This window comes from Actinomadura rudentiformis, assembly GCF_008923185.1.
In the GTDB taxonomy this organism is placed as follows: domain Bacteria; phylum Actinomycetota; class Actinomycetes; order Streptosporangiales; family Streptosporangiaceae; genus Spirillospora; species Spirillospora rudentiformis.
Genome location: NZ_WBMT01000022.1, coordinates 160,926 through 181,885, shown reverse-complemented (window position 1 = coordinate 181,885; position 20,960 = coordinate 160,926). Strand labels below are relative to the sequence as shown.

Annotated in this window: 25 protein-coding genes; 9 read left to right on the top strand and 16 right to left on the bottom strand. The window is 70.4% G+C overall.

Going from position 1 to position 20,960, the window contains the following annotated elements; genetic code table 11:
- Positions 1-38: 38 nt before the first annotated feature.
- The 4 genes from F8566_RS38680 to F8566_RS38665 all read right to left on the bottom strand — a co-directional run bounded on the left by F8566_RS38680 (position 39) and on the right by F8566_RS38665 (position 4,572).
- Entirely contained in the window at positions 39-1,154 is a 1,116-nt protein-coding gene (locus F8566_RS38680; RefSeq protein WP_151567267.1) for a D-alanine--D-alanine ligase family protein, read from the bottom strand.
- An 82-nt stretch (positions 1,155-1,236) separates the two neighbouring features.
- Positions 1,237-2,586 (bottom strand): trans-sulfuration enzyme family protein, encoded by a 1,350-nt coding sequence (locus tag F8566_RS38675; protein ID WP_151567265.1) that lies wholly within the window; start codon positions 2,584-2,586, stop codon positions 1,237-1,239.
- A 13-nt stretch (positions 2,587-2,599) separates the two neighbouring features.
- Complete coding sequence (locus F8566_RS38670) at positions 2,600-3,589, bottom strand: NAD(P)H-dependent glycerol-3-phosphate dehydrogenase (protein ID WP_151567378.1); 990 nt, start codon at positions 3,587-3,589, stop codon at positions 2,600-2,602.
- 17 nt (positions 3,590-3,606) lie between these two features.
- Positions 3,607-4,572, bottom strand: a complete 966-nt coding sequence (locus F8566_RS38665) for a lysophospholipid acyltransferase family protein (protein ID WP_318836467.1) — start codon at positions 4,570-4,572, stop codon at positions 3,607-3,609.
- Between the two features lie 82 nt (positions 4,573-4,654).
- Here F8566_RS38665 and cofC point away from each other — a divergent pair, with 82 nt between their 5' ends.
- Complete coding sequence (cofC, locus tag F8566_RS38660; RefSeq protein WP_151567263.1) at positions 4,655-5,341, top strand: 2-phospho-L-lactate guanylyltransferase; 687 nt, start codon at positions 4,655-4,657, stop codon at positions 5,339-5,341.
- Between the two features lie 9 nt (positions 5,342-5,350).
- Complete coding sequence (locus F8566_RS38655; RefSeq protein ID WP_151567261.1) at positions 5,351-5,560, top strand: hypothetical protein; 210 nt, start codon at positions 5,351-5,353, stop codon at positions 5,558-5,560.
- 99 nt (positions 5,561-5,659) lie between these two features.
- Here F8566_RS38655 and F8566_RS38650 read toward each other — a convergent pair whose 3' ends face one another.
- The 4 genes from F8566_RS38650 to leuC all read right to left on the bottom strand — a co-directional run bounded on the left by F8566_RS38650 (position 5,660) and on the right by leuC (position 8,419).
- Positions 5,660-5,938 carry an HU family DNA-binding protein gene (locus tag F8566_RS38650; protein ID WP_151567259.1) on the bottom strand — a complete coding sequence of 93 codons (279 nt, stop codon included), beginning with the start codon at positions 5,936-5,938 and terminating at the stop codon, positions 5,660-5,662.
- A gap of 155 nt (positions 5,939-6,093) precedes the next feature.
- Positions 6,094-6,327, bottom strand: coding sequence for an SCO5555 family protein (locus F8566_RS38645; protein WP_151567257.1), 234 nt, complete (start codon positions 6,325-6,327; stop codon positions 6,094-6,096).
- A 92-nt stretch (positions 6,328-6,419) separates the two neighbouring features.
- Entirely contained in the window at positions 6,420-7,007 is a 588-nt protein-coding gene (gene leuD / locus F8566_RS38640) for a 3-isopropylmalate dehydratase small subunit (protein ID WP_151567255.1), read from the bottom strand.
- Between the two features lie 14 nt (positions 7,008-7,021).
- On the bottom strand, positions 7,022-8,419 hold the full coding sequence (gene leuC, locus F8566_RS38635; protein WP_151567253.1) for a 3-isopropylmalate dehydratase large subunit: 1,398 nt from the start codon (positions 8,417-8,419) through the stop codon (positions 7,022-7,024).
- Between the two features lie 96 nt (positions 8,420-8,515).
- On the opposite strand from leuC, the gene F8566_RS38630 reads away from it, so the two are divergent.
- The 5 genes from F8566_RS38630 (at position 8,516) to F8566_RS38610 (ending at position 11,809) form a co-directional block, all read left to right on the top strand.
- Positions 8,516-9,235: an IclR family transcriptional regulator gene (locus tag F8566_RS38630; RefSeq protein ID WP_151567251.1), complete on the top strand. Its 720-nt coding sequence runs from the start codon at positions 8,516-8,518 to the stop codon at positions 9,233-9,235.
- A 118-nt stretch (positions 9,236-9,353) separates the two neighbouring features.
- Positions 9,354-9,983, top strand: a complete 630-nt coding sequence (locus tag F8566_RS38625; RefSeq protein WP_151567249.1) for a MerR family transcriptional regulator — start codon at positions 9,354-9,356, stop codon at positions 9,981-9,983.
- A gap of 27 nt (positions 9,984-10,010) precedes the next feature.
- Positions 10,011-10,409: an NUDIX hydrolase gene (locus F8566_RS38620; protein ID WP_225993894.1), complete on the top strand. Its 399-nt coding sequence runs from the start codon at positions 10,011-10,013 to the stop codon at positions 10,407-10,409.
- A 152-nt stretch (positions 10,410-10,561) separates the two neighbouring features.
- Positions 10,562-11,317, top strand: a complete 756-nt coding sequence (locus F8566_RS38615; protein WP_151567247.1) for an alternative oxidase — start codon at positions 10,562-10,564, stop codon at positions 11,315-11,317.
- 129 nt (positions 11,318-11,446) lie between these two features.
- Complete coding sequence (locus tag F8566_RS38610; protein ID WP_151567245.1) at positions 11,447-11,809, top strand: hypothetical protein; 363 nt, start codon at positions 11,447-11,449, stop codon at positions 11,807-11,809.
- A gap of 58 nt (positions 11,810-11,867) precedes the next feature.
- Here F8566_RS38610 and F8566_RS38605 read toward each other — a convergent pair whose 3' ends face one another.
- The gene (locus F8566_RS38605) at positions 11,868-12,332 is read right to left on the bottom strand and encodes a helix-turn-helix transcriptional regulator (RefSeq protein WP_151567243.1); all 465 of its coding nucleotides are present in this window, start codon (positions 12,330-12,332) and stop codon (positions 11,868-11,870) included.
- A gap of 187 nt (positions 12,333-12,519) precedes the next feature.
- On the opposite strand from F8566_RS38605, the gene F8566_RS38600 reads away from it, so the two are divergent.
- Positions 12,520-13,566 carry a hypothetical protein gene (locus F8566_RS38600; RefSeq protein ID WP_151567241.1) on the top strand — a complete coding sequence of 349 codons (1,047 nt, stop codon included), beginning with the start codon at positions 12,520-12,522 and terminating at the stop codon, positions 13,564-13,566.
- An 82-nt stretch (positions 13,567-13,648) separates the two neighbouring features.
- Here the strand turns inward: F8566_RS38600 and F8566_RS38595 are convergent, their stop codons facing one another.
- Genes F8566_RS38595 through F8566_RS38585 form a run of 3 tightly spaced genes read right to left on the bottom strand, consistent with a single transcriptional unit; the run spans position 13,649 to position 16,375 of the window.
- On the bottom strand, positions 13,649-15,058 hold the full coding sequence (locus tag F8566_RS38595) for a DHA2 family efflux MFS transporter permease subunit (RefSeq protein WP_225993893.1): 1,410 nt from the start codon (positions 15,056-15,058) through the stop codon (positions 13,649-13,651).
- Between the two features lie 34 nt (positions 15,059-15,092).
- Entirely contained in the window at positions 15,093-15,701 is a 609-nt protein-coding gene (locus tag F8566_RS38590; protein ID WP_151567240.1) for a TetR/AcrR family transcriptional regulator, read from the bottom strand.
- The gene (locus F8566_RS38585; RefSeq protein WP_225993892.1) at positions 15,698-16,375 is read right to left on the bottom strand and encodes an MOSC domain-containing protein; all 678 of its coding nucleotides are present in this window, start codon (positions 16,373-16,375) and stop codon (positions 15,698-15,700) included. Before F8566_RS38585 ends, F8566_RS38590 begins: the two co-directional genes overlap by 4 nt.
- A gap of 229 nt (positions 16,376-16,604) precedes the next feature.
- On the opposite strand from F8566_RS38585, the gene F8566_RS38580 reads away from it, so the two are divergent.
- Positions 16,605-17,753: an acetyl-CoA C-acetyltransferase gene (locus F8566_RS38580; RefSeq protein ID WP_151567238.1), complete on the top strand. Its 1,149-nt coding sequence runs from the start codon at positions 16,605-16,607 to the stop codon at positions 17,751-17,753.
- Between the two features lie 121 nt (positions 17,754-17,874).
- On the opposite strand, the gene F8566_RS38575 is transcribed toward F8566_RS38580, so the two are convergent.
- From F8566_RS38575 to F8566_RS38560, 4 genes are read right to left on the bottom strand one after another with little or no spacing between them, the layout of a single operon-like run.
- Positions 17,875-18,576, bottom strand: a complete 702-nt coding sequence (locus tag F8566_RS38575; RefSeq protein ID WP_151567236.1) for a class I SAM-dependent methyltransferase — start codon at positions 18,574-18,576, stop codon at positions 17,875-17,877.
- Between the two features lie 16 nt (positions 18,577-18,592).
- On the bottom strand, positions 18,593-19,291 hold the full coding sequence (locus F8566_RS38570) for an SGNH/GDSL hydrolase family protein (RefSeq protein ID WP_151567234.1): 699 nt from the start codon (positions 19,289-19,291) through the stop codon (positions 18,593-18,595).
- Positions 19,288-19,560 (bottom strand): indolepyruvate ferredoxin oxidoreductase subunit alpha, encoded by a 273-nt coding sequence (locus F8566_RS38565; RefSeq protein WP_151567232.1) that lies wholly within the window; start codon positions 19,558-19,560, stop codon positions 19,288-19,290. Before F8566_RS38565 ends, F8566_RS38570 begins: the two co-directional genes overlap by 4 nt.
- A 4-nt stretch (positions 19,561-19,564) precedes the next feature.
- On the bottom strand, positions 19,565-20,956 hold the full coding sequence (locus F8566_RS38560; RefSeq protein ID WP_151567231.1) for an NAD(P)/FAD-dependent oxidoreductase: 1,392 nt from the start codon (positions 20,954-20,956) through the stop codon (positions 19,565-19,567).
- Between the last annotated feature and the right edge of the window lie 4 nt (positions 20,957-20,960).

The window sequence follows — 20,960 nt, the reverse complement described above, 5'->3', positions numbered from 1 at the left end:
AGGCGCGTTCGGCTGAGGCGTGTTCAGCTGAGGCGCGTTCAGCGCAGGCCGGTGGCGCGCCGGAGCGCCGTCTGGATAAGACGGTCGACCAGCGCCGGGTAGTCCAGTCCGGAGGCGGCCCACATCTGCGGGAACGCCGAGGTGGGAGTGCAGCCGGGCATGGTGTTGATCTCGTTCAGGATCCACCTGCCGTCGGCCGTGTAGAAGAAGTCGACGCGCGCCAGTCCCTCGCAGTCCAGCGCGTCGAACGCCTGGGCGGCGATGCGCTGGGCCTCCTCGACGGCGGCCGGGTCGAGGTCCGGCGGGATGTCCAGGCGCAGCGAGCTGTCCAGGTACTTGGTCTCGAAGTCGTAGAAGTCTGCGCCGGAACCCATCACGACCTCGGCGGGCATGCTGGCCTCGGGCGGGCCGTCGTCCAGGCCCTGGAGCACGCCCAGCTCGATCTCGCGGCCCACGATGGCCGCCTCGACGATGACCTTGGGGTCGTGCTCGCGGGCCGCCTCGATCGCGGCCTCCAGGTCCGGCTCGGCCTCGACCCGGCTGATCCCCATGCTCGACCCGGCCCGGGCGGGCTTGACGAACACCGGCCAGCCCAGCTCCTTGACCTCGTCGATCTTCCGCTTGCGCTCCCGCCGCCACTCGCGGTCGGTGATGATCACGTACGGGCCGATCGGCAGGCCCTGGGCCTGCCAGACGAGCTTCATGAAGCCCTTGTCCATGGCGACCGCGCTGGCCAGCACCCCGGCGCCGACGTAACGCACCCCGGCGAGCTCCAGCATGCCCTGGATGGTGCCGTCCTCGCCGTACGGGCCGTGCAGCAAGGGGAGCACCACGTCCACGTCGACCAGCGCCGCCGAGGACGCCTCCAGCGGCTCCACGATCATGAGGCCGCGGCTCTCGGGATCGAAGGGCAGGGCCAGCGCGGTGCCCTCGCCCGACACCTCGGGCAGCCGGCCGTCCTCGATGGCGAGGTTGAGGTCGGCGGGGGCCAGCACCCAGCGCCCGTCGCGGGCGATGCCGACCGGCACCACCTCGTACCGGTCCCGGTCGATGGCGGCCATCACGGCGCCGGCGGTCACGCACGAGATGTTGTGCTCCGAGCTGCGCCCGCCGAACACCACGGCCACGCGGATCTTTGAAGACTCCTGGGACATGATTGCCGACCCTACCGGTGATCAGCACGAATCGGCCACGAGGGCTGGGGCACGACCCCCGCAAGCGCCTCCGGCACGGCGGTCAGCGCGGCTCGGCGACGAGCGGGGACTGGGCGGGCGGCACGGCCGGACCAGCGGGATCGGACTGCGCAGGCGGGCCGGTAGGGCCGGGCGGCGCCACGGACGGACCGGACGGGCGCAGGACGCGGCTGACGGTGTCGAGGGCCTCGGTCACGTCGCGGACGAGATCGTCGGCGTCCTCCAGGCCGATGGAGAAACGGACCGCGGCCGGGTCGACGCCCGCCGCGGCCAGCCCCGCCTCGTCGAGCCGGTGGTGCGTGGTCGAGGCGACGTGGGCCACCGTGGTGTGCGTACCGCCGATGGACGTCGCCACCATGGGCAGCCGGAGCGCGTCGACCAGGGCAAGCCCGGCGTCGCGCCCGCCGCGCGGGGTGACGGTGACGATCGCGCCGAAACGGGTCCCCTCGGGGCCGCGGGTGAACAGCTTCCGGGCCGCGTCATGCCCCGGGTGGCCGGGCAGGCCCGGATAGTCCACCGCGCGGACAGCTGGGTGCCCGGCGACCGCGGCGGCGAAGAGGTTGGCGGTGTCGCACTGGCGCCGTACCCGCACGGGCAGGGTCTCCAGGCCGCGGCGCAGCAGGAACGCCTCATCCGGCGCCAGCACGGAGCCGGTCTCGATCCGGGCGCGGCGTACCGCCTCCAGCAGCTGGGGCCCGCCGATCACGGCACCCCCGGTGGCGTCGCCGTGCCCGCCGATGAACGTCGAGGCCGAGTGCACGACCAGGTCGGCGCCGTACTCCAGCGGACGGCACACGACCGGCGTCGCGAGGGTGGAGTCGACCGCGAGCAGCGCGTCGCCCTCGTGCGCGATCTCCGCCAGCAACGGGAGCCGGGGCACGTCCAGACCGGACTCGCTGATCGTCTCGGCCCACACCAGCCGGGTGGTGGGACGCATCGCGGCCCGCACCGCCTCCGGGTCCGTCATGTCGGCGAACGTCGCGCCGACCCCGAACCGGTTGAGCGTGCCGGTCAGCAGGTCGCGCGTGCCCCTGTACACCGACGAGGGCGCGACCACGTGGGCGCCGGCGCGGGCGAACGCGAGGAAGACCGCGGTGACGGCGGCCATGCCGGAGCCGAACGCCTGGCCCTCGACGGGTTCGCCACCGAGTCCGGCGCCCTCCAGCGAGGCCAGGCCGGCGGCGAACGCGTCGGCGGTCGGGTTGGCCACGCGGCCGTGGCTGTAGCCGGCGGTGTGGTCGCTCACCAGCTCGGCGTGCTCCGCCGCCCCTGCGAAGGCGAACGCGCTGGTCCGCCAGACGGGGAGGCCCACGGGAGACTGCTGCGGAACGGGAGGCGACGGCAGATGGACGGCGCGGGTGTTCTCACCCTGCCTGCGGGTGTCTCTACGCATCGCTCACAGCATGTCACACCCCGTAGCGCTCCGGCTTGGGAGACCGCGAGATGAGCGAAAGACCCGCCTCCTTGATCGGCATGCCGTGGTAGAGCACGCCGGCCACCGACTCGGTGATCGGCATCTCCACGTTGTGCTTGCGGGCCAGTTCCAGGACCGCCTCGCAGGACTTCACGCCCTCGGCCGTCTGCTTGGTGACCGCGATGACCTGCTCCAGGGTCATGCCGCGTCCGAGGTTCTCGCCGAACGTGCGGTTGCGCGACAGCGGCGACATGCAGGTGCCGACCAGGTCGCCCATCCCGGCGAGCCCCGCGAACGTGTGCTCGTCGGCGCCGAGGGCCGCGCCGAGCCGGGTGATCTCGGCCAGGCCGCGGGTGATCAGCAGGGCCTGGGTGCTGTCGCCGAAGCCGAGCCCGACCGACATGCCCACGCACAGCGCGACGACGTTCTTGACCGCGCCGCCCAGCTCGCAGCCGATCACGTCGGTGGAGGTGTAGGTACGGAAGTAGGGGGTCATCGTGGCGGCCTGCAGCCGCCGGGCGTTGCCCTCGTCGACGCATCCGGCGACGGCGGCGCCCGGCTGCCCGGTGGCGATCTCGCGGGCCAGGTTGGGGCCGCAGAACACCGCCACCCGCTCCTCGGGCACGTCGGCGACCTCCTGGATGACCTCCGACATCCGGCGGCAGGTGCCGAGCTCGATGCCCTTCATCAGGCTCACCATGACCGCCTCGGGCGGCAGGTCGGGCACCCACTGCGAGAGGTTCTCGCGGAGCGTCTGGGCGGGAACGGCGAGCGCCACGAACTCCGCCCCGGCCAGCGCCTCGGCCGGGTCGAGGGTGGCCCGCAGGCCTTCGGGCAGCTCGATCCCGGGCAGGTAGTCGGGGTTCTCGCGGCGTTCGTTGACCGAGTCCACGACGTCGGCGCGGCGCCCCCACAACGTCACCTCACAGCCCGCGTCGCGGAGCAGCTTGGCGACGACCGTGCCCCAGGAGCCGGCGCCCATCACGGCCGTACGAACACTCACGAGGTCGCCCCGCTCTCCGTGCCATCGTTCTGCCGGCCCTGGTGGGAGCCGAGCCCTTCGCCGAGTTCCGCGCCCGGCGCCTGAACGGCCTGCCCGGTCCGCGCCTTCGCGTCGGCCTCAGCCTTGGCGGCCTCAGCCTTCGCTGCGTCAGCCTCGGCCTTCACTGCGTCAGCCTCGGCCTTCGCGTCGGCCTCGGCCTTGGCCAGGAGCCTGCGGCGCTCCTCCTGGGCCTTGTGGTGGTCGTACAACTCCTTGGGCGCTTCCTGCTCCCGCAGCTCGCCGAGGAGGTCGGCGATCGCGCGCATGATCTCGTCGGTGGCCTCGCGGAGCACGGTCCTTGTGAGCGGCTCGCCCTCGAACCTCGACAGGTCCAGCGGCGGCCCGGCGATCACCTTCATGGTCTTGCGCGGGAACGGGTGGAAGCCCTTCTTGAGCCTGCCGCGCAACCCGCTCTGCCCCCCCTTCTTGTACGGCAGGAGCTCGTGGGCGCCCCAGCTGGCCACCGGCACGACCTTGGCACCCGTCTTGAGCGCCATCCGCGCCACGCCGGTCTGGCCGGTCATCGGCCACAGCTCGGGATCGCGGGTGCAGCTGCCCTCGGGGTAGAACATCAGGCATTCGCCGTCCCGCAGGGCCTGCTCGGCGTCCCGGAGGGCGAGCGCGGCGTCGGCACGGTCGCGGTAGACCGGGATCTGGCCGGTCCCGCGCAGCACGGCCTTGAGGATCTTCACGTCGAAGAGCGTCGACTTGGCCAGGTAGACCGGGTAGCGGCCGGCCTCGTAGACGAAATGGGCGAGGGCGAGGGGGTCGGACTCCGAGATGTGGTTGGCGGCAATGATCACACCGCCGTCCCGGGGCACGTTCCGTTGGCCACGCCAGTCCCGCTTGAGCAGCCCGTAGAGCAGCGGTCGCAGGATGACGATCGTGAGCTTCCGCCATGCCGGCGAATACTCATGGCTCATGCCCGTCCCTCCTTGGTCGATCCCCTGTGATCGAGGGGTGTCCTCAAGTGTCGCGGTTGCGTGCGCATAGTGTCGAGTTGCCATGTCTACAGCAGAGTCCAGTGCGCCTCGACTTCAGTGGTCGCTCATCGTGCCCGTGAAGGTCCTGGCCCGCGCCAAAACCCGCCTGTCCGCGGCGGCGGGCCCGCACCGGGAGGCCCTCGCGCTCGCCGTCGCGGCCGACACCGTGGCCGCCGCGCTGCGTTGCGACCGGGTACGGAGTGTGATTGTCGTCACCGACGATCCCGTCCCCGCCGCCGAGCTGGCCGCCCTGGGCGCCACGGTGGTGCCCGACGAACCCGACGCCGGACTGAATCCGGCCTTGGTCCATGGGGCGCAGCGTTCCCGTGCGACCGTGCCTCACACGGGCGTGGGGGCGATTTCGGCGGACCTTCCCGCCCTTCGCCCCGGCGAGCTGGCCCGGGTGCTGGACGCCGCCGCCCAGGTGCCCGCCGCGTTCGTGCCGGACGCGGCGGGGATCGGCACCACGCTCTACACCGCCCGTCCGGGCGTGCCGTTCTCCCCCGCCTTCGGCGGCGACTCCCGCGCCGCCCACCGCGCGCGGGGGGCGGCCGAGCTGCTGCTCGACGACATCGACAGCGTGCGCCGCGATGTGGACACCCTCGACGACCTCAAGATCGCCCTGAAGCTCGGTGCGGGGCCCCGCACCACCGCGGTGGCCGCGCGGCTGCCCGCTCTCGGCGACTCCATGCGGGCCGCCCCGGGATAAGGTGCTCGCATGCAGGGCACCGTGCGCACCTACGACGCCGGCACGCGCTCGGGCAGCGTGCTCCTCGACGACGGCACCGAGCTGCCCTTCGACGCCGCCGCCTTCGACGCGGGCGGCCTGCGGATGCTCCGCTTCGGCCAGCGCGTCAACCTGGCCCTCGACGACACCGACCACGTGTCGGTGATCACCCTCTCCACCTTCCCCCTCCCCGGGCGCTGATCGTCGCCCGTCCCGCCTCCCAACGCTGATCGCAGCGTGGTCTGGAGACGAGACAGCGCCCGGACCGTTTGATCAACGGCCCGGGCGCTGCGATGCGTCTTACTTCTTGCCCGCCACCAGGTTCTTGAAGTCGGCGCCCGCCTTGAATTTGGGCACGGACGTCGCGGGGACCTGGATTGTCTTGCCGGTTGCGGGGTTGCGGGCCGTGCGGGCAGGCCGGTCGGCCTTCTCGAACGAACCGAATCCGGTGATCGCAACCTTGTCGCCCTTGGCGACGGCGGTCTGGATCGCCTCCAGAATCGCGTCGACGGCCTCGGCTGCGGCCTTCTTGCTGCCCAGCCGGTCAGAGATGGCGTCGACCAGCTCACGCTTGTTCATGGGTTACTCCTCTAGTTCCCCCCTTGCCCGAACGAAACTAAGGGAGTCACGGCATCGGCACAATCACCAGACAGCAAGAGTTGCCGTGTCGCTGACGTTTTTGTCGTTTTCGCCCCGTCTCGCCGGGCGCCGGACCGAATCCGGCCACGTGCACGCTATCCCCCGTGAGGCGTCCCGCGGAAATCGGCCAGGAACGTCTCCAGCCGCCGGGCGGCCAGTTCAGGGTCCCGTTTGGCCAGGTCGGTGATCGCCAAGAGATGCCGGATGAGCCGCCGCCGGGTCGTCTGCGGCAGCGGCGCGACGAGCCGGTGCGCCTCGCGCAGCCGGAGCGCGAGGTCGGTCAGCGCGGGATCGTCCCACTTGGGCCCGGTCCACGGACGCACACTCATGAGGGCCCCCAAAACAGTCGAGCATGTCTCCGCACAGAGAAGATTGTCCTCCGCGCGGAGACATGCTCGCCAACCCGGGGTGGCCCTGGGAGTCAGACCGTGGTCGGCATCCAGGGGATGCGCCGCGACTCGAACTCGGTGATGTCGTCGGCGTGACGGAGGGTCAGGCCGATGTCGTCCAGGCCCTCCATGAGCCGCCAGCGGGTGTAGTCGTCGATCTCGAACGGGGCCACGAGGTCGCCGCTGCGGACGTGGCGCTCGCCGAGGTCCACGGTGATCTCGGCCTTGGGGTCCTGCTCGGCCTGTGCCTGGAGGGCCTCGACGGTCTCGGCGGGCAGGATCACCGGCAGCAGCCCCATCTTGGTGGAGTTGTTGCGGAAGATGTCACCGAAGCGCGGCGCGATGACGACCCGGAAGCCGTACTGCTGCAACGCCCAGACGGCGTGCTCGCGGGACGATCCGGTGCCGAAGTCGGGGCCGGCGACCAGGATGCTGGCGCCCTCGTACTGCGGCTGGTTCAGGACGAAGTCCGGGTCCTCGCGCCAGGCCGAGAACAGGCCCTGGTCGAAGCCGGTGCGGCTGACCTGCTTGAGCCAGACGGCCGGGATGATCTGGTCGGTGTCGACATTGCTGCGGCGCAGCGGCACGGCGCGCCCGGTGTGCGTGGTGAACGCTTCCATCGTTCTCGTGGTCCTTAGAGGTCGGCGGGAGCCGTCAGGCGGCCGGTGACGGCGGTGGCGGCGGCGACGGCGGGTGACACCAGGTGGGTGCGGCCGCCGGGGCCCTGGCGGCCCTCGAAGTTGCGGTTGGACGTCGAGGCGCTGCGTTCGCCCGGGGTGAGCTTGTCGGGGTTCATGGCCAGGCACATCGAGCAGCCCGCCTCGCGCCATTCGGCTCCGGCGGCGGAGATGACCTCGTTCAGGCCCTCCTCCTCGGCCTGCTTCTTGACCTTCATCGAGCCCGGGACGACCAGCATGCGGACGCCGTCGGCGACCTTGCGGCCCTCCAGCACGCCCGCCACGGCGCGCAGGTCCTCGATGCGCCCGTTGGTGCAGGAGCCGACGAACACCGTGTCGACCTCGACCTCGCGCAGCGGCGTGCCCGCGGTGAGGCCCATGTACTCCAGGGCGCGCTCGGCGGCCTGCCGGTCGGTGGGGTCGTCGAACGCGGCGGGGTCGGGCACGGACTCGCTCAGCGGCAGGCCCTGGCCGGGGTTGGTGCCCCAGGTCACGAACGGGGCCAGCGTGGAGGCGTCGATGACGACCTCCTTGTCGAAGACGGCGTCGTCGTCGGTGCGCAGGGACTTCCAGTACTCGACGGCCTTGTCCCAGTCCTCGCCCTGCGGGGCGTGCGGGCGGCCCTTGAGGTACTCGAACGTGGTCTCGTCCGGGGCGATCATGCCGGCGCGGGCGCCCGCCTCGATCGACATGTTGCAGACCGTCATACGGCCTTCCATCGACAGCTCGCGGACGGCCTGGCCGCGGTACTCGATGATGTGGCCCTGGCCGCCGCCGGTGCCGATCTCGGCGATGATCGCCAGGATCAGGTCCTTGGCGGTCACGCCCGCGGGCAGCGAGCCGTTCACCGTGACGGCCATCATCTTGGGCTTGACCTGCGGCAGCGTCTGCGTGGCCAGCACGTGTTCGACCTCGCTGGTGCCGATGCCGTGGGCCAGCGCGCCGAACGCGCCGTGCGTGGAGGTGTGCGAGTCACCGCACACCACCGTCATGCCCGGCTGGGTCAGGCCCAGCTGCGGGCCGATGACGTGCACGATGCCCTGGCCGTCGTCGCCCATCGGATGCAGGCGGATGCCGAATTCGGCGGCGTTCTTGCGCAGCGTCTCGACCTGGGTGCGCGACACCGGGTCGGCGATCGGCTTGAGCAGGTCGGTGGTGGGGACGTTGTGGTCCTCGGTGGCGATCGTCAGATCCGGCCGGCGGACCTTGCGATCGGCCATGCGCAGGCCGTCGAAGGCCTGCGGGCTGGTCACCTCGTGCACCAGGTGAAGATCGATGTAGAGGAGATCCGGCTCGCCCTCGGCTCGTCGCACGACGTGCGCGTCGTACACCTTGTCGGCCAATGTGCGGCCCATCGCTCCACCTCACCTGTGTGATCGTCCGGCGCGCCGATGCGCCGGCTCCGGTCCACTCGACTTGCATCTCAAATTACGAGACGGCAATATCAAGACATGGACAACTCTAGCGGAGTCGGCGTACTTGACAAAGCGGTTCTCGTCTTGAACGCCCTGGAGGCCGGTCCGGCCTCGCTGGCGCAGCTCGTGCAGACGACCGGGCTGGCGCGCCCGACCGCCCACCGGCTCGCCGTCGCGCTGGAGCACCACCGCCTCGTTCACCGGGACACCCAGGGCCGTTTCATCCTGGGTCCGCGCCTGGCCGAGCTGGCCGTGGCGGCGGGCGAAGACCGCCTGCTGGCCATCGCCCAGCCCATCCTGGCCCAGCTCCGCGATCTCACCGGCGAGAGCGCCTCACTCTTCCGCCGCCAGGGCGACGTCCGCGTGTGCGTGGCCTCCGCCGAACGCACGAGCGGCCTGCGCGACACGATCCCGGTCGGCGCCGCGCTTCCCATGACCGCGGGCTCGGCCGCCCAGATCCTGCTGGCCTGGGAGGAGCCCGACCGCCTCCACCGCGGCCTGCGCGGCGCCAAGTTCGAGGCCACCACGCTGGCCTCGGTCCGCCGCCGAGGCTGGGCCCAGAGCGTGGGCGAACGCGAGCAGGGCGTCGGCTCGGTCTCGGCCCCGATACGGGGCGCGGGCGGCCGTGTGATCGCCGCCGTCTCGGTGTCCGGCCCCCTGGAACGCCTGACCCGGTCGCCCGGCCGCCTGCACGCGGGCCCGGTCATGGCCGCCGCCGAAAAGATCTCCGAATCCATGCGCCGCACCGGCAACTGACCGCAAGGGCCCCCCGATGTTGACCCTCTGTAGGCGAGGAAGCACCCTCTGACTGGATAGCGACGGTATCCAACAGGGTCCCCTGGATAGTGTTGGTATCCAACCAAGGGGGTGCGTCGTGCAGATCTCCGAGCTCAGCGACCGCAGCGGCCTCACCGTTCAGACGATCAAGTTCTACATCCGGGAGGAACTGTTGCCCAAGGGCGCGGCCGCCAGCACCACCCGGTCGGAGTACGACGACCGGCACCTCGAACGGCTGCGGCTCATCCGGGCGCTGCGCGAGGTCGGCGACCTGCCGGTCGCCGCGATCAAACGCATCCTCACCGCGGTGGACGACGAGAAGGTCGGCATGCACGAGCTGTTCGGCACGACGCAGCATGCCATCGGCCCGCATGTGCTGCCGCCCGACGACCCGCACTGGCGGGCCGCCCGCGAGGACGTCGACGCGCTGATCCGCGAACTCGGCTGGCAGGTCGCCGACAAGGCGCCCGCGCGCAACCTGCTCGCGCAGACCTTCGTGGCGCTGCGCCGGCTCGGCTTCCCGATCACGCTCACCGACCTGCGCCCGTACGTGAAGGCCGCCGTCACCGTGGCCGAGCACGAGATCGACCGCGTCACCGGCGACGCGCCGCGCAGCCGCACCGTGCATTCCATGCTGGTGTCCACCGTGCTGTACGAGCAGGTGCTCACCGCACTTCACCGGCTCGCCCAGGAAGACGCCTCCGCACGCCGATACGGAGACGAGTAGACCCCTCCCGCCTGGGACACTGATCGCGTGGAGCTCGATGTCGTCGCCTGGGTGTACGCCGCGCAGGGCCGCATGCTGACCGTGCGATCGCGCGGCCGTGATCTGCTCTACCTCCCCGGCGGCAAGCGCGAACCGGGCGAGGACGACTGGTCGGCGCTGTCGCGTGAGGTTCGCGAAGAGCTGGCGGTCGAGCTCGCCCCGGCCACGTTCCGGCGGCTGGGCGTCGTGCGCGCACCCGCGCATGACCAGCCGGAATACGAGTTCGTGCGGATGGTGTGCTTCACGGCCGACTACGACGGCGACATCGTTCCCGCCGGTGAGGTCGACGAGTTCCGGTACGTCGGGCACGAGCACCGTGATCTGCTCGCGCCCGCGTCACAGGCGGCTCTCGACCTCGCGAAGGCGAACGGCCTCGTGCACCCGTAGGGATGATCCCCTACACCGAGGGTCGTAACGGCACGTCCGGGCGGCTCTCTCCGGGGGTACGCCAAGTGCCTCTCCCCGGCCGACGCGACGCCACGTTCCGTACCCAGAACATCGAGGCAGATCGAACAGGACCTCGACGAACGGACGGAACCATGACGCTCACCGCCTCCCCCGCCGCCGGACCCAACACCACCGGGACGCGCGCCACCGAAACGCACATCAAGCCCCATGACGGCCCGCCCAAACTCTCCCCCTGGGAACTACGCGCGGCACAGATCGAGACGCTCGAAGCGCCGCGGCTGCGCTACGGGCTGCTCGCGCGGATGCTCTTCAAGCAGATGGACCTGGTGTACGGACGTGAGCGCACACTGGTGAAGTTCACGATGCTGGAGTTCATCGCCCGCGTTCCGTACCAGGCCTGGGAGCGCGTGGGCTACCACTCGCTCTCCCGCCACCGCCGCCGGTCCGCGCTCGCCAAGCGGGTGTACGAGCGGATCGAGGAGACCCGCGAGGAGCAGGACAACGAGCAGTGGCACCTGCTGATCCTTCAGGACCTCGTGCAGCGCGACGGGCACAAGCAGTCGTTCCTGCTCCACCGGGCCGCGCCGTGGCTGGTCGCGTTCTTCTACTACCACGTGTCCTGGCTGCTGTTCCTGGTGAAGCCCGAGCTGAGCTACCGCCTCAACGCCGATTTCGAAGACCACGCCGAGCACGAGTACATGAGCTTCGTCGCCGAGCACCCCGAGCTGGAGCACCGGCCCGCGCCCACGACGTACGCCGACGAGTACGGCCACTACGACTCCGTGGCCGACCTGCTGCGCCAGATCGGCCACGACGAGCGGATCCACAAGCTCGACAGCCTGGTCAACATGTGCGCACCGCGTTTCCAGGACGCCCCCGCGCGGTGAGCTCCCGGAAGGGCCGGAGTGACTTCAACTTTTGTCAACGTGGGCGACACGCGAGCAACCATGATTGACGTACATCTCCTGTGATGGACAGACTGAGGTCACTGGCATCTTGGATAAACGGGGGACAGCATGCAGGATCACTTCGCCTACGCCGCAGGCCGGATCCGTTCGGCCTGCGACCTGCCCGCACTGCTCGCCGCCGCGTTCGCCGGCCTCGAACTCGTCGAACGCGCCACCTCGGCCCTCGCCGACCGGTCCCCTTCTTACGCCACCGCGCTGAACGAGGCGAGCGATGCCTGGTGGGCGCTCTCCCGTGCCCCGTCCCTCCGGCGGCTCGAAGAGGCCGAGCCCACCGAGTCGATCGCGACGTTCTCCCTGCTGGTCACCCAGGCCCTGGTCGTCGCCACCTCACGCGCCGTGGACCCCGCCGACCGGGTCGCCTGCCTCCAGGCGGCCCGCCACGCCGGCCGGGTCCACGACGCCCTCTGCTGACGAGGGCCCGCCGCCGTTCAGCGGCACGCCCTTCAGCAGCACGCCCTTCAGCGGCACGTCATTCGGCGGCGCGTTCCTTCTTGTGCCGCAGGCGGTCGGCGTGGGCCGCGGCGAGGATCATCTCGTCGACGACCCAGCGTGCCTCCGGCGACAGGTCGACGAACGCGCGCAGCACCTCGGGCCGGACCACGCCCACCGCGACCTCGCGCCGCAGTGCCTTGAACGTCAGATCGTCGTCGATCGGGTCGGCCTCGCCGGGGAAGCCGAAGTAGCCGATCGGCACCCCGAAGAAGTTGGCCAGGGCGGTGAGCGTCCGCAGCTGCGGGTTGTCCTGGCGCCCCGTGCGCAGTTTCCACACCGTGGTGGAGGAGATGTCCTCGCCCGTGGCCGTGTGGATGGCCGCCGCGGTCTCGACGTTGTTACGGGCGGGCGGCACCCCCACGGGCCACATGTTCTGGATCAGCCATTCGATCTTCTCCGCGAGTGTGGCCGCCGGGGAGATCCCCGTCCGATCCTGTGTCACGTGCCGTCCCCTCGTACGCCCCCTGCCCGATGACTTTAGTTGACCGGCAAGACACCCGTCAGCCATAGACACGGTCAGTATCGGAGTGATCACGGATTCCCCATGGTCCCGTGTCGGCCCGCCGCCGATCGCCTCCTCACTGATTACATCGGACGAGCAGGTCATCATCGGGGGAGGGTGGCCACCTGTGACGTTCCGTAGGCGCATGCTCCTGGGTCTCGCGCTGACGTTCTTCTGTCTCACCGGAGCTCCGGCTGCGGCGGCCGACTGCGTGCATCTCCGCGGTCCCGCCCGCGAACTGCTGGACCGTTCCGCCCTCTGCCGGAATCTGCGCCAAGAGCTCACCGGGAGGAAGCCTGATCTCGGCCGCGCCATCCGCAAGTCAGTGCGAGGCGCCAGACGCCCGGCACTGCGCCAAAGACCCGAACGCGCGGCCAAGCGCCCACCGATCAGGCACCGGCCCACGAAGGCCACGCGCCCGCCAAGGCAGCCCACCAGGACCATCACAGCGGCGCCCAGCTTGATCCCCCAAACCACGGCTCCGGCCGAGGACGGCCTGCCTCAAGGCACGTTCCCCAGCATCGTCGCCGTCGTGCTTCTCGGGCTGGGTTTCGCGTTTCACCAGATGCTCACCCGTCCCGTGCCCGCCCTCGCGCCGGCCGCGCCCGTCCAGCCCGAACCTCCCGCCACCGTTCTGGGCACAGCCGAACGGCTCGCCCAGCCCACCGGGCTCGGCGTGATCGGCCCGGGTGCCAACGGTTTCGTCCGCGCCGTGCTGGTCGAGCTGGTCACCCGAGGAGCCAAGGTCGTCATCACCCGCAACGAGCTCAACCGGCTCTTCGAGGGCGACTTCGAGGAGTCCCTCCGCCAGGCCCTGGCTCCCCGGCTCCACGTGTGCGAACTGCTCGAGGAGGCCATCGAGCACCTCGAACTGGACCAGCTCATGGCCGAGGCCGAGCAGGCCAACCCCGATCTGAGCCCCACCCGGGGCCACGGCCTCCCCACGTACTGGATCTCCACGCCGGGCCAGGACGACGACGTGGTGCTCCCCCTCGCCCGGCGCGCCAACCTGATCGGCCTCATGTTCGGCGAGTGGCCCCACGGCACCACCTGCACGATCGACAGCAACGGAACGATCACACAGGTCGGGGCCCGCGAGACCGAACTGTCCCTGCCGGCCCTCGGCCCCGCCGAGGCCCTGACCCGCCTGCGTGCCTACAGTGAGTGGTTCTGAGCCCACAGTGAGTGGTTCAGAGCCTACAGCGAGTGGTTCTGACAGAACGGGCCGCGGCCGCGCCTGTCCGCGGCCCGTTCGATCACTGTTCGGCCGTGGCGGGAGCGGGGAGCAGCACCGCCACGATCGCGGCGATGACGGCCACGGCCGCGCAGGCGAGATAGACGTCGTGGAAGGCGTCGATGGCGCGGGTGCCGCCGCCGGCGGTGAGGATCGCGGCCATGCCGGCGATGCCCAGGGCGCCGCCGAGCTGGCGGGCGGTCATGTTCATGCCGACACCGGCGGCGAACTGGAGGGGCGGGAGCGCCGTGGCGGCGGCTGCGGAGAGGGCCGCCACACCGAGGCCGAGGCCCGCGCCGCCGAGGATCGAGGCCGGGACCCAGGCATCCCAGAAGCGGGGTTCGGTGCCGAAGAGGTCGCTGGCCATGAGGAGGTTGCAGGCGGCGAAGAGAACCGAGCCGAGTGCGATCACCCAGCGGTGCCTGGTGGGGTCGCTCACCCGGCCCGCCATGACCGAGGCGAACATCGAGACGACGGCGCCGATGGACAGGGCGCCGGCGCTCTCCATGATGCTCCAGCGCCAGACCTGCGTCGTGAGCAGCGGGCCGGTGAGCAACCACGCGAACATCGCGATGCCGAAGATCAGGGAGGCCAGGTTGCACACCGCGAAGCGGCTGCTCGCCCAGAGCGTCGTCGCGATGGCGGGGGCCTCGTGGCCACGGGACCGCACGAGGGCGACGAGGCCGAGGACCACGCCGCCGATGAGGAGGACGAGGGTGCGGGTGTCCGTCCAGCCCCAGTTCTCGCCTTCGGTGAGGGCCGCGACGACCCCGCCGATGCCGAGCACGAGGATCAGGCTGCCCAGCAGGTCGGGGTGCCTGAGACCGGCGGGCGGGTGGATGCGGGGAAGGGCGGCGAACGTGCCGAGGATGAGGGCGACGCCGACCGGCCCGTTCACGTAGAAGACCGAGCGCCAGCCGAACGCGTCCACCAGCACCCCGCCGACGATCGGGCCGACGACCGCGGAGAAGCCGCCCACGGCCGACCAGGTGCCGATCGCCTTGATCAGGTTCTCGAACGGGATGTGCTGGATGAGCAGGCCCAGCGCCGCCGGGATCATGCCCGCGGCGAAGGCGCCCTGCACCACGCGGCCCCCGATGAGCACCTCCGGGTTGGGGGCGGCGCCACAGACCAGCGAGGCGATCGTGAAGCCGAGGAGGGAGCCGAGGAAGACCTCGCGTCTGCCGAGGGTGTCGGCCAGCCTGCCCGCGGGCGTTAGGAACGCGGCGAACGTCACCGCGTAACCGCTGACCACCCAGGTGAGAGTCGAGGATTTCGTTCCGGGGAAGTCGGCCAGGATGTCGACGAAGGCGATGTTCACGACCGACAGGTCGAGGAACGCCATGAACGTCGCTCCGGAACAGAGCAGCAGCACCAGTCCGGGGTTGGCCTTCGGGGGGCTGGCGGTCTTGGTCTCGGTATCTGACGTCACCCGGATACCTCCATATTCAGTTCACATGTTCAGTTCAGGTTTTCAGCGCGGCCAGCCTTGTGCGGATCGCGCAGCGTGAGCGTGCGTAGGCGGTCGAGTCGTCGAGCAGGAGCGCCGCCGAGTTGGCGGCGGTGGCGAAGGCGTCCAGTTCGAACGCGAGCTGGGCCGGGTTGACACTGTCGTCGAGCTCGCCGAGCTGCTGGGCGTCACGGATCGTCTGCGCGTACAGCGCCAGCCACTCGCGGCGGGCGTCGGCGAGGGCGTCGCGGACACGGCCGGGACGGGCGTCGAACTCGGCGCCGACCGAGAAGAAGAAGCAGCCGCCGGGAAAGACGCGGCGTTCGGAGTAGGTGAGCCAGCCGTCGCAGAGCGCCTCCAGGCGGCGCCGGCCGGGAGCCTCGGCGAACGCGGGCTCGACGACGCGGGACGCGAACACCGCCTTGGCCGCCCGGATCACGGCGAGCTGCAGCTCCTCCTTGGAGCCGAAGTGCGCGAAGACGCCGCTCTTGCTGACCTTGAGCTCGGTGGCGAGCCGCCCGATCGAGAGGGCCTCCAGGCCTTCGAGGGACGCGATGTCCATGGCGCGCGACAGGATGCGCCTGCGGGTGTGGTCGCCGCGGACCAGGCGGCCGTCCGTCGTCATCGGCGTGCCTCCAGCCGGGCCAGCTTGCCTTCGATGGCGTACCGCCATTGCCCCGCCAGCGCCGGCGTGCCGATCATCTCCCGCAGCCGTGCGGGGTCGTTGTCGGCGCCGCGCGCGAACGAACCGGTGAAGAGCTCGCGCACGGTCGGGGCGGTGGCGTCGCGCTCGACCAGCCGCAGTCCGCCGCCGGTGGGCACCGGGCCGGTGCGCAGCACCCGCAGGTACCACCCGGACCGGGCGCTCTCGATCATCTGCGCGACCGCCTGCTTGCGCCCGAGCCGCATCCCGAACTTGAAGCACGGGCTCCTGGGCTGGGAGACCTGCACCAGGGCCCCGCCCCACTCCCAGACGTCCCCGATGCGGACCTCGCTCTCGTCCGGGCCGGTGACCGACGCGTTCTCTCCCACGCCGCCCGGCTCCAGCTCGTACCCCAGCGATCGCCAGAACGGGTAGTGCGCGGCGGGGTACATGTAGACCGCCTTGTCGGGCCCGCCGTGCGACACCATGTCGGCCTGCCGGTCGCCGGCCAGCTGCGTCGCCGACAGCTCGACCTCCCCGGCGGCCACCCGCTCCTTGCGGATCGCACTGAGCACTTCCCGTTCCCCGTCGACGAGCGGCGCCGGTCGCCCCACGAAGAGGCCGCCCAGCGTCAGCTCGGTGCACACGTCATCCACAGCGCCAAACTGTACGCACGGTCGTTCTATAAAGTCAACGCATGTACTTCCCCGATGCAGACGTTTATTAGTACGATCGTTCGGTCTACTACTGTGACAATCATCACCCGGCGGCGGCCCTGTTCGCACCGCTCGGCACGCGGCTACCGTCGCCCTCGAATCCGGTTCGGACGAACGTGCCGAGCCGCCCCAAAACGAACACCGTCACAAACGAAGAGGGAGGGACGACATGGCGGAGGCCTACCTCGTCGGCGCGGTCCGCACCCCGGTGGGGACCAGGAAGGGCGGGCTCGCCGGCACGCACCCCGCCGACATGGCCGGGCACGTGCTCAAGGAGCTCCTCGACCGCACGGAGGTCGACGCGGCGGCGGTGGAGGACGTGATCCTCGGCTGCGTGGGCCAGGTCGGCCCGCAGTCGCTGAACATCGCGCGCACCGCCTGGCTGTCGGCGGGCCTGCCCGAACACGTGCCCGGCACGACCATCGACCGGCAGTGCGGATCCTCGCAGCAGGCCGTGCACTTCGCCGCCCAAGCCGTGCTCTCCGGCACCCAGGACCTGATCGTCGCAGGCGGCGTCGAGAACATGGCGATGGTCCCGATGGGCTCGAACGTGACGCTCGGCCTGGAGAAGGGCATGCCCTACATCTCGGGTGAGGGCTGGGCCGAGCGGTACGGCGACCAGGAGATCTCACAGTTCCGCGGCGCCGAGCTGATCGCCGAGAAGTGGGGCTTCAGCCGGATCGAGCTGGAGGAGTTCTCGGTCGAGAGCCACCGGCGGGCGGTCGTGGCGATCGACGAGGGCCGGTTCGACGACCAGATCACCCCGTATGCGGGCGTCAAGCAGGACGAGGTCCCGCGCCGCGACACCACGCTGGAGCGCATGGCCTCGCTGAAGCTCCTCCGCGAGGGAGGCCGGATGACCGCGGCCGTCTCCTCCCCCATCTCGGTCGGCGCCGCCGCGGTCCTCATCGCCTCGGCCGACGCGATCGAGCGCCACAACCTCATCCCGCGCGCCCGGGTGCACGCGCTCGCCGTGTCAGGCAGCGACCCCGTGTACATGCTGACGGGCCCGATCCCGGCCACCGCCCAGGCCCTCCTCAAGGGCGGGCTCACGATCGACGACATCGATGTCTTCGAGGTGAACGAGGCGTTCGCCCCCGTCCCCCTCGCCTGGGCCAAGGAAACCGGCGCCTCGCTGGAGAAGACCAACCCCAACGGCGGCGCCATCGCCCTCGGCCATCCCCTCGGCGCCACCGGCGCCGTGCTGATGACCAAGATGCTGTACGAGCTGGAGCGCACCGGCGGCCGCTACGGCCTCCAGACCATGTGCGAGGGCGGCGGTCAGGCCAACGCGACCATCATCGAACGGATCGTCTAAGGCCCGTGACGTGTCCCGGGGATTCTTTCGTTCTTCCAGCGGTATCCCCGGGACACGTCACATCCCCCGAAGAACGCCCGGCCCGACGGGCATTCCTCAGATCCGGAAGGCTTGGCTGCCCTTAGGCTTTTCGGTCCTTGGGCTTTTCCAGTTCGAAATAGAGGACGGCGCCCGAGGTCTCGGTACGCACGACCCGCAGGCCCGCGTCACGGAACCAGCGGCGCACCTCCTCCACCGGCGTCACCACGTCCAGGATCCGCAGCTTCACCCACAGGTTGATGAAGCGGTCGGGGAGGAACGAGGCGCCGCGCACCACCACGCTCCCCTTCACGGCACCGCCCGGCTTGAGCACCCGCGACCACTCCCGGACGGCCGCCTCCGGGTCGGGGACGCAGTGGAGGCCACTGTAGGAGACCACGACGTCGAACTCCTCGTCCTTGAACGGGAGTTCCGTGGCGTCGGCCTTCTCGAATTCGACAAAGTCCAGCCCCCGCCGGTCCGCCTCGGCTCTCGCCCGGTCGAGCATCAGGTCCGAGATGTCGGCCGCCACGTACCGCAGCGGCTTCCCGGGCCGCAGGCCGAGGAAGACCACGCCGCCGCCCGAGGGGATGTCCAGCACGGACGTCCCCTCCGGCAGCGCGACGGCCGACGCCATGTGCCGGTACATCTTGCGGTTGTCGGTGGCGAAGACCACGGCGCCGTAGACCATGGCGACCGGGCGGCTCTTGACGCCGCGGTCCCACACCGTGGCGAGCCGCTTGTTGGTCTGCCAGTTGCCGCTGACCACCGAGGGCGCGGCTCCGCTGCTGTTCGTGCTCACCATCTGTCGATCGCCTCCTTCACCCGGACGCCAGGTACACGCCCAGCCGGCGGATGGTCTCCGCCCCCAGCAGTGCGTGGCCGCGCATCGAGGAGTGCATCAGGTCGGAACTGAACATGTCCCTGGACGCGCACCCCGGGTGGTTCCACATGTCCACCAGGAGCGCGCCGTGCCGGGCGGCGACCGCCCGGATTCGTGCGTTCAGAAGCTCCATGTTGGGCTTCAGCGCCGCCACCTCGGGGATCGCGGCGGAGATGTTCATCAGCGCGAACATGACGACGTCGGCGCCCGCGGCCCGCAGCGGGCCGACGATCTGGTCGAGCTCCGCCTCGACGTCGGCGGGGTCGAAGTCCTTGCGGAACAGGTCGTTGCCGCCGGCCACCAGGGCCACCAGGTCCGGCTCGAACTCCAGCACCCTGGCGAGCTGCTGCTCCCGCACCTCCGAGGCGATCAGGTCGCGCAACCCGACGTTGAGGAACGCCAGGTCCGGCATCCGCCGGATCAGGGCGTCGCGGGTGCGGTCGCTCCACGTCACCGAACGGTAGCCGGGCGACTCCTCACCCAGGCCCTCCGCCAGGCTGTCCCCCATCACGGCGAACCTGCGCCATTTCGCGTTCGCGAGGAGACGGTCGGCCTCGGCGGGCGTGAGGTGGTACTCGTCCGCCTCCTCCTTGGAGTAGTCACCAGCGGCGGGAACGACGCTCTCGGGGTTGGTCATAGTGGTCCTTTCTCGGTGAAGAAGGCGGCGTTGACCTCCAAGGACGACATCCACTCGGGGGGCAGGTCCTCTTCGGGCAGCGCCGCGTCCACGGGGCACGCCTGCGCGCACGAGTGGCAGTCGATGCATTCCAGCGGGTCGATGTAGAGCTGCGGGCTCTCGTCGAAGCCCGGCTCCCCAGGTGCCGGATGGATGCAGTCGACCGGGCACACCTGCACGCACGAACCGTCCTTCACCCCCACGCACGGCTGGGCGATCACGTAGGTCATCGGATCAGCTCACCAGTTCCTCGGCCGCGCTGCGGCGACGCAGGCCGAGCTGCGGCTCGAAGGTGAGGTAGACCCCGCCCACGGCGTTCTGTTCGGAGGTCGGCATGGCGGCCATCGCCTCGTTCTCGCCGGCGAAGAGCTGGCCGGATTCCTGCAGCCGTGCCGCCACGGCGTCCAGCGCGCTGTCCTTGGCGTCCTCCAGGTCCTCCACGCCCGACACCACGTACAGGAAGGACTCGTACAGGTTGAGCATGTGGCGTTCCCGTCGGGTGAGCTTGTCGGCCTCGAAGAACTGGGACTCGCGGCTGAAGCTGCGGTAGAAGAACGACACCAGGATGAGCAGGCGCTCGTAGGCCTGTCGATAGGCCTGCGAGTAGAACGACAGCGCCTCTTTCTCCGTGAACTCCTCACGCAGGATGCTGCCGACGCTGGCCCCGGCGAGCATTCCGCTGAACGTGGCGAGGTGCACGCCCGTGGAGAGCAGCGGGTCCAGGAAGCAGGCCGCGTCGCCCGCCATCACGTAGCCCGGCCCGGAGAACGTCTCCGACACGTACGAGTAGTCCTGCTCGGCCTTCATCTCCGCAACCTGCTCGGCGTTCTCGAGCATGTCCTTGATCCGCGGGCAGCGGGCGATCCCGTCGTCGTACACGCCCTGCAACCCGCCGAGTTCCTCGCGCTTCGCGGCGAACGCCTTCGCCTTGCTGACCAGCCCGACGCTGTACGTGCCGTCGTGCAGCGGGATGGCCCAGAACCAGCCGTCCGGGATCGAGCAGACCGCGATGGCGCCCTCGGGGCCCTTGTCGAGCGGCTTGACCCCGCGCCAGTAGCTCCACGTGGCGATGTTCTTGAAGACCTCGTGGTAGCGGCGGCTCTTCAGGTACTTGGTCGCCATCACACCGGCGCGACCGGAGCAGTCGACGAGGAAGTCGAACGAGATCGTCCCGCTCTCGTCGCGGTCCTTCGTCCGTGCCCAGCGGGCGGCGATCGGCCGCTCCCCGTCGAAGACGATCTCCCGGACGGACACGCCCTCGTGCACGTCCACGCCCTGGGTTCGGGCATGGTCGAGCAGCAGCTCGTCGAACTCCGAACGGACGACCTGGTAGCTGTAGGAGTCGGATCCCTGGAGGTGGTCGAAGTTCAGCTCCCAGTTCTCCGGGCCCCACTCGAAGTAGGCGCCGCCCTTGCGCACGAAGCCGTGCTCCTCGACCTTCTGCCGGACGCCGAGGACGTCCAGCACCGGCAGCGCGGACGGCAGGATCGACTCGCCGATGTGGTAGCGGGGAAACGTGGCGGACTCCAGCAGCGTGACCTCGAAGCCCTGACGGGCGATCAGTGTGGCGGCCGTCGATCCGGCCGGGCCACCGCCGATCACCAGAACTCGCGTGGAACTGCGCATCTGT